The 10457-nt window shown below is 42.4% G+C and carries 8 protein-coding genes; 4 read left to right on the top strand and 4 right to left on the bottom strand.

All coding sequences use genetic code 11. From position 1 onward, the window contains the following. Positions 1-158: 158 nt before the first annotated feature. Positions 159-1094: a ribosome biogenesis GTPase YlqF gene (ylqF, locus tag L4C33_RS15700; RefSeq protein ID WP_428813357.1), complete on the bottom strand. Its 936-nt coding sequence runs from the start codon at positions 1092-1094 to the stop codon at positions 159-161. Positions 1095-1575: 481 nt separating this feature from the next. Between ylqF and L4C33_RS15695 the strand changes: the two genes are divergently transcribed. Both L4C33_RS15695 and L4C33_RS15690 read left to right on the top strand, forming a co-directional pair. Next, positions 1576-2730, top strand: coding sequence for an efflux RND transporter periplasmic adaptor subunit (locus L4C33_RS15695; RefSeq protein WP_428813356.1), 1155 nt, complete (start codon positions 1576-1578; stop codon positions 2728-2730). 8 nt (positions 2731-2738) lie between these two features. Continuing rightward, positions 2739-5867 carry an efflux RND transporter permease subunit gene (locus L4C33_RS15690; protein ID WP_428813355.1) on the top strand — a complete coding sequence of 1043 codons (3129 nt, stop codon included), beginning with the start codon at positions 2739-2741 and terminating at the stop codon, positions 5865-5867. 89 nt (positions 5868-5956) lie between these two features. On the opposite strand, the gene L4C33_RS15685 is transcribed toward L4C33_RS15690, so the two are convergent. From L4C33_RS15685 to L4C33_RS15675, 3 genes are all read right to left on the bottom strand, one after another. Continuing rightward, the gene (locus tag L4C33_RS15685) at positions 5957-6274 is read right to left on the bottom strand and encodes a c-type cytochrome (RefSeq protein WP_428813358.1); all 318 of its coding nucleotides are present in this window, start codon (positions 6272-6274) and stop codon (positions 5957-5959) included. A gap of 107 nt (positions 6275-6381) precedes the next feature. Further along, positions 6382-7383 (bottom strand): low-specificity L-threonine aldolase, encoded by a 1002-nt coding sequence (gene ltaE, locus L4C33_RS15680; RefSeq protein ID WP_428813354.1) that lies wholly within the window; start codon positions 7381-7383, stop codon positions 6382-6384. Between the two features lie 9 nt (positions 7384-7392). Further along, positions 7393-7908, bottom strand: coding sequence for an NUDIX hydrolase (locus L4C33_RS15675; RefSeq protein WP_428813353.1), 516 nt, complete (start codon positions 7906-7908; stop codon positions 7393-7395). A 295-nt stretch (positions 7909-8203) separates the two neighbouring features. Between L4C33_RS15675 and L4C33_RS15670 the strand changes: the two genes are divergently transcribed. Both L4C33_RS15670 and L4C33_RS15665 read left to right on the top strand, forming a co-directional pair. Beyond that, positions 8204-9862 carry an ATPase RavA domain-containing protein gene (locus L4C33_RS15670; RefSeq protein ID WP_428813352.1) on the top strand — a complete coding sequence of 553 codons (1659 nt, stop codon included), beginning with the start codon at positions 8204-8206 and terminating at the stop codon, positions 9860-9862. A 12-nt stretch (positions 9863-9874) separates the two neighbouring features. Continuing rightward, positions 9875-10457, top strand: a 583-nt coding sequence (locus tag L4C33_RS15665; RefSeq protein WP_489686442.1) for a vWA domain-containing protein, incomplete at its 3' end; no start/stop codon positions are given.

The following is a 10457-nucleotide window of genomic DNA, read 5'->3' as shown; positions in this document are numbered from 1 at the left end:
GATAGGTATACTGTACTTGTAAATGAAGCTTTAACTGATATGCAGCTTAATGCTAGAGGTAGGAGCTGTTCAGAATGAATTACGCTCCAAATTTCAGAGTATTTGGAGCGTATATATAAAATGCAGCGTGAAGCTAATTGAAAAATAAATTCAGTGCGTTAGCGCTTATTCTTCAAATAACGTTTACGTCTTTCTTCTTTCTTCTTAATTTTCTCAGCGGTTTTACGCTCAGCTTCGATTTCAACTTCAATAAGTTCTTTCGTAATCATTTCTGGCAGTTCTAACGTCACTTGACCAAGAGTGCCGTTACGAAGTTCGTGAAGGAGAATCTCTGAACATTTATGAATGTCGATATGTCCGCCAGCACGAAGTGCACCACGTTTACGACCAATCGCTTCCATCAGTTCAATATCAGACTCAGGCAGTTCTTCAATTTGATAACGTTCTTTCAATAACTCAGGGTATTGCTGTGCAAGATACTCTACTGTGTAGAAAGCAACTTCATCGTATTCCATTGCCGTATCTTTTACCGCGCCAGTAGCCGCTAAGCGGAAACCACTATGAGGGTTCTCTACTTTCGGCCATAACACTCCTGGAGTGTCAGACAGTACAATACCATTTTGTAAGTTGATGCGTTGTTGACGGCGCGTTACAGCAGGTTGGTTACCCGTTACCGCGATAGTGCGACCAGCAAGGGTGTTGATTATGGTCGATTTTCCAACGTTCGGAATGCCCATGATCATAGTACGAATGTTTTTGCCCATCTGTTCACGATGAGGCGCAAGCTTTCGGCAAAGCTCCATGATCTTGTGAACTTCTTGCGGTTGTGACGTGGTAATCGCCATTGCTTTAACGCCTTGCTCTTTTTCGTAGTGATCAATCCATAACTGGGTTAACACTGGATCAGCAAGATCGCGTTTGTTTAGAACTTTTACACAAGGCTTATCACCACGAAGTGTTGAGATCGTAGGGTTTTCGCTGCTGAAAGGAATTCGAGCATCGAGCACTTCTATGATGACGTCAACTTGTGGAATAACTTCTTCTATCTCTTTTAGGGCTTTGTGCATGTGCCCAGGGAACCATTGAATAGACATGGTAATAACCTTGGTTTTCAGAATTTGCGCCAATTGTAAGGGGAATTCAGAGCGTGTAAAGGTTTAAGCCAGTATTAATGCTCAACTTCCCCAACAACAGGTGGTTGATCTCTGGAAAAGTGTCGAATTCGAACATTGGTGAATGTAATTAATAGGTAAAGATAGGTGAGTTTTAAAGGAACCTATGTGCTGATTTTCCTTTTGGTCAATATGACCAGCAATTAGTGTTATTCACCACTTGAATGATCCCTAGGACTTAAACTGCTCGCTAACTGATTGATAATAAGTCGTTATATTTTGGCTCGAACATTGCTCACTCGTATAGCAGAGATAAGTTCCATCCTCTTACGTATATATAATTATTATCAATGAGAACTGAACTTCTATAAAATCCCAAGTCTTATACCTATAAGTACAAATTTGGTTTGCTTGTTGCTTGAGCGTTCAGATTTGCACAACGTTGTAACTAAAAGGAATTCTAATGATCGTTAAATCATTGCGTTGGCTATTTCCCATTGTATTACTAGGCGGTGCGTATGCCGGATATTCTGCTATTGCTGCAAGCGCCCCTGAACCAGATGAAAAGGTCGAGATTCAAAAGGATCCAACCGTCACAGTCGCGGCACTATTTCCCAATGACCACAAAGTAGTCATTACAAGTTACGGAGAGGTTCAGCCACTAGAAAGCACTCGTTTGTCCGCTCAAGTATCAGGTGAAGTAGTTAGCTGGCACAAAAACTTTATAACGGGTGGAATTGTTAAGCGAGGGGAAACACTTTTCTCTATCGAAAAAGATAATTATGAAGCTGCGGTGTTAGAAGCCGAGGCGAATCTTGCGAGCGCAAAGTCTTCTTTGATTGAAGAGCAAGCTAAAGCAAAAGTAGCAGAGCGCCAAGCTAAAAAAATCAGTGATAAGCAAGTCAGTGATTTGTACCTAAGGAAACCTCAAGTTCTCAGTGCCCAAGCTCAAGTTAAATCCGCACTTGCTTCATTGAAGCGAGCGAAGCGCGATCTTGAAAATTGCGTTGTTATTGCCCCTTATGATGCATTGGTTATTGAACGTGATATTGGTGTTGGACAGTACGTCTCAGCAGGTGCACAAGTAGCAGTTTTGAATAACGTTGAATCTGCAGAAGTACAGATCCCCATTGCTGGATTTGATAGTGCATTCTTACCTCAGCAGTATTCGGGGCTAACGGCGACGGTTGTTCAAGATGGTATCGCTAAAGTGACTCGCGAAGGGGTTATCGACCGTGATCTAGGTGTTATTGATAGCAGCACACGAATGGTCAATATGGTCGTACGAATAGACGATCCTTACGGGTTAGACACTGGCAAGCCCGCGCTAAAATTTGGTTCTTATGTAGAGGTGAGATTCAACGGTAAGCAGCTTGAGCATATCTATAAGCTTCCTCAAGAGTACGTAAATAACCGCACAGTTTGGGTGATGAATGAGAAGAACGAGCTTCAACCTCGAACAGTCAATGTGGTTAGGGCTGAAGGTGAGTTTTTACTTATCGCCTCTGGGATTGAGCAAACAGATCAATTGGTGCTGACCCTGCCTGAATATCCGCAACAAGGTATGCTTGTGAATGTCGCTGGTGGCAATCGTACTGAAGACGACTCAACGCAATAAGGATGAACATGGAACAGTTAAAACCCAAAGGGATAATCGCATATTTTGCGAATAACACTGTTGCGGCTAATTTGCTCATGGTCTTTCTATTGATTATGGGTACGGTCAGCTACTTCTTTATTCAGAGACAAATGTTTCCAAATATTGAAATTAATTATGTCAACGTAAGCGCTACTTACCCAGGAGCTTCTCCTCAAGAAATAGAGGAAAGTATTTTAGTTAAGTTGGAAGAGTCTCTAAAAGATGTGACAGGCATTAAAAAGGCAGTTTCAACCGCGAGCCGTGGCGTAGGGCATATTTCGTTAGAAATTGATGTTAAACGTGATTTGACGGAAGTGCTAGACAACGTAAAACAGCGGATAGATACGATTGCGAGCTTTCCTGCGTCTATGGAACCCATCAATGTCTATCAAGTTGAATTTAGGCAAGACGTTATTGAAATGTCTTTGGTCGCTGACAGACCCCTTGAAGAGCTGAAGCCGATAGCAAAATCTATTGAAGATGAATTGCTGCTGCTTGATAACGTGATGTTGGTTGAACTCAATGCCCCAGAAGAAGAAATTGCTGTCGAGGTTGACCCTAAGGTACTTCGTAAATATGACTTAACGCTGAATGATGTCAGCACTGCTATTCAACGTTATTCAGCGAATTATTCGGCAGGTGAAGTACGTACAAATTCAGGAATGATTTCCGTTCGAATTGAAAATCAGTATTACCGTGGGGAAGAGTTTCGGGATATTCCTGTAAAAATAGGTGCAAATGGCGCTAAGGTTTTACTGCAGGATATCGCGACGATTAAAGACGGCTTTACTGAAGGGGAAAGGTATTTTAAATACAGCGGCGAGAATGCTATTTATTTCTCAGTAAAAGCTACCAAAGATCAAAACATGGTGACCGTTGCCGAGTCCGTTAAGTCTTACATTGAGCACAAGAATAAGAGTTTGCCACAAGGTTTAGAAATCAAAACCTTAGTCGACATGACTTATTACTTGAACGCTCGATTAGACATGATGTTGAAAAACTTACTTCAAGGTGCATTTCTCGTCGCGTTGATGTTGAGTATTTTCTTACGTGTTCGATTAGCCATGTGGGTAATGGTTGGACTTCCTGTTTGTTTCTTAGGGGCGGTAATGTTGATGCCGGTTGTCGGTGTAAGCATCAATATTATCTCGTTATTTGCCTTCATTATGGTGCTCGGTATTGTTGTCGATGACGCGATAGTGATCGGTGAAAGTGCCTATACAGAAATTGAAAAAACGGGGGGCGGGGTAGATAACGTTGTGCGAGGTGTGCAGAAGGTAGCGACACCTGCCACGTTTGGTGTTCTAACGACCATTGCCGTATTTGCTCCGTTTATTATGTCTACAGGCCCGGAGCGTGCATTCTTCTTCGGTATCGCCTCTGTGGTTATTCTCTGCCTTATTTTTAGCTTGATAGAGTCTAAGCTCATTCTGCCTGCTCACTTAGCGCATACCAAATTTCCACCCATCAAGGAAAACGGCTGGCGCGACAGGTTTAACAAGCGATTTTTCGGTTTTGTTAATGGGCCATATAAACGCTTTGTTACTTTGTGTACTCATTGGCGCTGGTCGGTTCTTGCAATGTTCATCTTCTTGTTAGTGATTAGTATCGCTATGGTAATGGCGAGCTATGTTCGTATCGTCCCAACACCAAAGGTTCCTCATGACTTTCCGAGCGTTCAAATCACGATGAATGATAATGTTTCTAGTGAACAAACGATCGAGGCATTAAATCAGATTGAAGCGGTGATTTGGAAGGTTGAACAAGAAACCATCGAAACATACGGCAGCGGAATGATTAAGGATTTACTCTCTTTTAATAGTGATCGTACCGAGGGGAGAATCAYTGTACCGCTTGTAGACGAAGAGCTAAGACCATTTAACACCTTTGAGTTATCAAGAAAATGGCGTGAGAATCTTGCCGTAATTCCTGGCTTGAAATCGTTCACCATCGAAGATGATGTGAATGGTAGTGGAGAAGGGGATGAATTTGGTTATTTACTGTTTGGTTCTGATATTCAAACCCTTAATGAAGCTGGGCGTTATCTCATTACTGAACTCCAGAAACAAAAAGGTTTATACGACATATCGTCATCAATAGACACTGGCAGTAAGGAAGTACTACTTTCTTTAGCGCCAGTTGCGTATGACCTTGGGCTAGACCTCACGGATATTGCTTTGCAAGTAGGTGGCAGTTTTTACGGCGGGGAAGCGCAGCGCTTGATACGTGATGGCGAAGAAATCAAAGTCATGGTTCGTTACCCTAAGTTAACGCGAGAAGCATTCTCTTCTTTACGTTATGCAGTGATTACTACGCCAGAAGGTAAGCAAGTTATGCTTGGCGACGTTGTTCAGATAGAACAAAAGCCAGGTGTATCTGAAATCCGACGTGAGCAAGGCTATCGAACGGTTTATGTATATGGGTCTATTGATGAAGAAATCGTTGAACCTGGGGAAGTGGTTTCTAACATTCAGGATAATTTATTAGTCGCATTAAAAGATAAGTTCCCGACTGTGAAAACTGAACTCGGTGGCTCGATTGAAGAGCAGCAAGCTCAACAGAGTGAGCAAATTATGTTCTTCATCGCAGGGATGATCATTGTTTATATCCTACTGGCCGTTCCCCTGAAAAGTTACAGCCAACCGCTTATCATCATGTCGGTTATTCCTTTCAGCCTGACTGGTGCCATATGGGGACATTACGCTTTTGATCTTGACCTTAGTATGATGTCGACATTTGGCTTAATCGCGGCTGCGGGCGTGGTTATCAACGACTCTCTAGTTATGACTGATTATATAAACCAAGTCAGAGCTAAGGGGATGGATATTAAAGAAGCTGTCGTGGAAGCGGGTTGTGCTCGGTTTAGAGCCATAACATTGACGTCTATTAYGACATTTGTGGGTGTCCTGCCCATCATGTTTGAAACGAGCTTACAAGCAAAGTTCGTAATTCCGATGGCGGTTGCACTTGGCTTTGCGGTTTTGTTTGCAACCTTGCTTACTTTGGTTCTGGTGCCTTGTTTATACTTGATTTTGCAAGATGTAGGCAATGTATTGAAAAGAACCCTGAAGTTGGTTTCTAAGCTTAAGCCTCAAAGTAAAGCTCTCGAAAACTAGATCTCAGWAGTTTAAAAGCTGATTGAGAAGAAAACCAGAAAGGTGTGGCCAATGTGTCACACCTTTTTGTTTTCTACTTCATATTTTCATTAGTTGGATTGAGATGAGTAAAACGCCGCAATGTCTTTGAGATCGTCGTCATTAAGTTGTCGAAGTTGAGTTTTCATCATTTCAGAATACGAACCAGAGCGCTGGCCTGCTTGATAGGCCTTCATGCTATTAAATAGGTAAAGAAGATCTTGTCCCGCGAGGTTCGGGTAATCTGTGTTGGTAGCGGTCCCCGAAGCGCCATGACAAAATACGCAGCTAGGAGATTTAAGTTTACCAAGCTTTGGATCTCCAAACTCATTGCTTAATGCATAGGTTGAGATCAATAGCGGCAAGAGAAGAAGGGTTTGTCGGATCATATCGATATCTAGAAGTAGAATTTTCATCAATAATAAAGCTTCCCCTTAGGGGAAGCTCAAGAGTTCAAATCGTATTCTAGTGATTTTTGTATATATAACTAATTTACTTATAGGTATGAAGCGAACTTTGTCAGAAATACTTCAATATCCTCATTAGATACGTCTCTGTGAGTGACGAATCGGATTGGATTACCCGGTGATACGGTGATCCCATCTTCTGCTAGTTGAGCTGCGATCTTATGTATATCGATGCTTTCACTTAGTTTTGCGAATACGATGTTTGTTTCGACGAAATCTGGGTTGACAGAAACACCTTCTAACTGACTCAATCCGACTGCTAGCGTTTTAGCATTCATATGGTCAACCTTTAGTTGCTCGACATTTTCTGTCAGCGCCATCTTACCTGCTGCTGCAAGAATACCTGCCTGGCGCATACCACCGCCAACCTTACGCAGACGACGTGCCTTTGCGATGTATTCCTTATTACCTAACAGTAATGAACCAATTGGTGCGCCAAGCCCTTTTGACAGACAAATAGTCATTGAATCAAAGTGCTGAGCAATTTCTTTTACCGGGACGTCTAGTGCAGCCGCGGCGTTATAAACACGAGCGCCGTCTAAATGCATTTGAAGGCCATGCTTGTTTACAAACTGACGAGCTTGCGCCAAATAGTCGAGTTGAATGACTTTACCGTTAATGGTGTTTTCTAAGCTTAGTAACTTGGTACGCGCAAAATGACTGTCATCAGGTTTAATCGCCGCCTCAAGTTTTGAAAAATCTAACGTGCCGTCTGGATTGTTTTCAATTGGCTGAGGTTGAATTGAGCCAAGAACCGCTGCCCCCCCGGCCTCATACTTATAGTTGTGCGCTTGCTGGCCACATAAATATTCGTCACCGCGTTCACAGTGTGCCATTAGGCCTAAAAGATTAGCTTGCGTACCTGAAGAGGTAAATAAAGCCGCTTCAAACCCTGCTTCATTTGCTGCCCATTGCTCTAAATCGTTTACGGTTGGGTCGTCCCCATAAACATCGTCTCCGACTTCTGCGTTAGCCATGAGGTCACGCATTGCTTGTGATGGTTTAGTTACGGTATCTGAACGAAAGTCCATGTTGTTCTCCTATAAATAGCCACAGAGCTTGGCTTTGCTCAAGCAAGCAATGGTTTTAGTGTCGGTGATTTGATCGTTCTTAATTTTGTTTTCTAACTCTTCAACGCTGACCTCAATTACTTCAATGATTTCATCTTCGTCGCACTGATAGCGTGAGGTGAGCGTCAAGCCCTTTGCCACGAACAGGTATTGAATTTCATCACAGAAGCCTGCGAGCGGAGTAACTTGGCCTAACGAGAAAAGTTCATCTGCGCTGTATCCGGTTTCTTCTTCTAGTTCTCGGGCAGCACATTCAAGAGGAATTTCCCCATGTTCCATAGTTCCAGCTGGAAGCTCTAATAGCCACTTGCCTAAAGAAGGGCGAAACTGATTAATGAGTATGACTTGGTTGTTAGCCGTAATCGGTAGAATAACCGCAGCACCAGGGTGATGAATTGTGGTGTGCTCAATGCTTTTTCCGTTAGGTAACTTGATGGTCTCTTCTACGAGAGAGATACATTTCCATTTATGGATAACTTTGCTCATGCAATTGTTGTCACTTTTCCTAGCTAACAGCCCTAAAAGTAGGGGGGACGGGTAACAATAGCGACAATACGAAAAAAGTGGAAGCAGTAAAAAATAACACCCTATTTACCAAGCCTGCACTAAAGGTGATTTGTCTCTCAAAAGTGCAAACTATGATTACTAGAAAATTACAATCTTAAATTACTGATATAACTAGACCTCAAATAATAAAATACACTTGTAACAAAGTAATAACAAATGTATAAAAAGGTATATACAGTTGAAGATACCCTTAGTTTCGAGGAATAGCGCTCTGATGAATCCATCCATCTACTCTCATGCCGACAAGGCGTTAATATCGGAACGAATCAATAAATTGGCAGCAGCGCTGTCTGATGGCGTATACGAACGTGAAGACACGATTAAACTGTGTTTACTGGCCGCACTGGCTGGTGAAAGTGTTTTCTTACTCGGTCCGCCAGGTATTGCAAAAAGTTTGATTGCAAAACGACTTATTCAAGCTTTTGATAATAGTAGCTACTTTGAATACTTGATGACGCGGTTTTCTACCCCTGAAGAAGTGTTCGGCCCACTCAGTATTCAAGAATTAAAAGACAACGGGCGTTATGTTCGTTTGACCAAAGGTTATCTTCCTACCGCGCAAGTCGTTTTCTTAGATGAAATCTGGAAAGCAGGCCCAGCCATCCTTAACACTCTTCTTACAGTAGTAAACGAAAAAACCTTTAAGAACGGTAGCGATATTGAACGTGTCCCTATGCGCTTATTGGTTTCAGCTTCTAATGAACTACCAGATGAAGACAGTGGATTAGATGCGTTATATGACCGTATGTTGGTACGTGTGTTTGTAAACCGTATTCAAAACAAGCAAAACTTTAAATCAATGCTGACTGTTGGAACTCCACAAGAAGCGGTGATACCTGAAGGCTTGGCAATCACGGACATTGAATATCATCAATGGCAAAAAGAGCTAGAGAAACTTGAGCTTACAGATAATGGTTTCGAAAAACTGTATCAGCTAAAAAATATGCTGGAAGAAACCATCGAGTCGAAAGGAGCGAGCTTAGCTGAGTCTGATTTATATGTGTCTGACCGACGCTGGAAAAAAGCAGTGAAGCTTTTGAAAGCGAGCGCGTTTTTCAATGGACGAGATTCAATCAACCCACTGGATCTTTTATTGCTACAAGATTGTTTATGGAACAGCCCTGAGTCACGTGACGTTGTACGAAGTGTGATCAAAGATTTTGCGTTGAACAACGCTTTTGATCAACAAGAGGTACAAAGCCAAGTCGAACTTTGCCGTGAAGATCTAGAAGACGTTCAAGAGGCTGTTGAGTCTGAACTTGCGATGTCATTGTCTATGGAGACTACTTCTGGGATCTTACGCAAAGACGTTTACCAGTATGATCTCAGTAAAGCGAAAAAATACAGCGTCGGCACTGCACATAACTTGATTAAGTTGGTATTGCTGCAAAGTAATATGTCCGTTTCTGAGTCAGAAAAAGGCGACAGCCGCTGGGTGTATATTGGCAAAGATGACTTCGAAAAGCTGGTTAAAGAAGGACGTGGTGATACATACGGCTACGTAAATCAAAATACACATTTATGCCGTTTGAAATTTGACTTAGATGCATCGAACCAATTGGTTATCAAAGATATCGCTAACCGTTCAGTGTTGGTTGGTTTAGTGACAAATGATGGATTACCTGAAGAAACTTATACTGCTTGGGCTAGTAAGGCCGAAAAGGCATTAGAGCAATTAAATGAAGCGGAGCATCAACTGCGTAAGGCGCGTTCAGACTTCCATGGCGCATTGCCACATAGCTTTATTGACCCTGAGCTTCCAACTGCGATGGAAATCAGTATTCAGTCTATTGGGCAGTTACTAGAGTCGACTCAAGCTGAAAGTGCAAAAGTCGTGCAGCGTATTAAAAACCTGAACAAGATTTTTGAGTAGCGGGGTAGGCAAATGTTAGGTGCTGATGGACTCAACCTCGCTTTGATGCTCGCTGAATCTGGCGTGATCGATACTGCCGTGAATGATCTTATGGCTCGCTCCCAGATCATGATGATGGCTGAAAATAACGGTGTAAAAAGCTCAGTTAAAAGTCACCTACTGAAATGGCGAGGTAAGGTCACTAAGCGCGTAACTAAAGTATGTGAAACCGAACGCTTTAAAGAAGAACTGGCGCTCTACCAAGAGGTAATCTATTGGAGTGAGGCGCAGTTTTTCTCAGACATTAATGATGTGGTGAAGAAGCTTGAATGGCATTCTGCTTTCTATTTACAAGCACGCCGTCTTTTAGAGAAGAATAAAGGGATTAACAATCCTATGTTCCCTCATTACTTCTGTGACCAATGGTATAAATCACTCTCTGACGCTATCCAGCAAGCTCAAGTCTCTGAACTAGAGGCGAGTAAAGAAAAAATGCTGACGGACTTATATCAGCGCATGGAAACCATGAAAAACATGGACCGTGTAACAGAAAGTGGTGATGAAGGTAGTGTCGGTCGTTTATGGGATATGGCATCTGCCAAACTCAGTAAAACAG

The sequence above is a fragment of the Vibrio makurazakiensis genome, assembly GCF_050337375.1.
Classification (GTDB): Bacteria; Pseudomonadota; Gammaproteobacteria; order Enterobacterales; family Vibrionaceae; genus Vibrio; species Vibrio makurazakiensis.
This window is presented reverse-complemented; position numbering and strand designations above follow the sequence as displayed.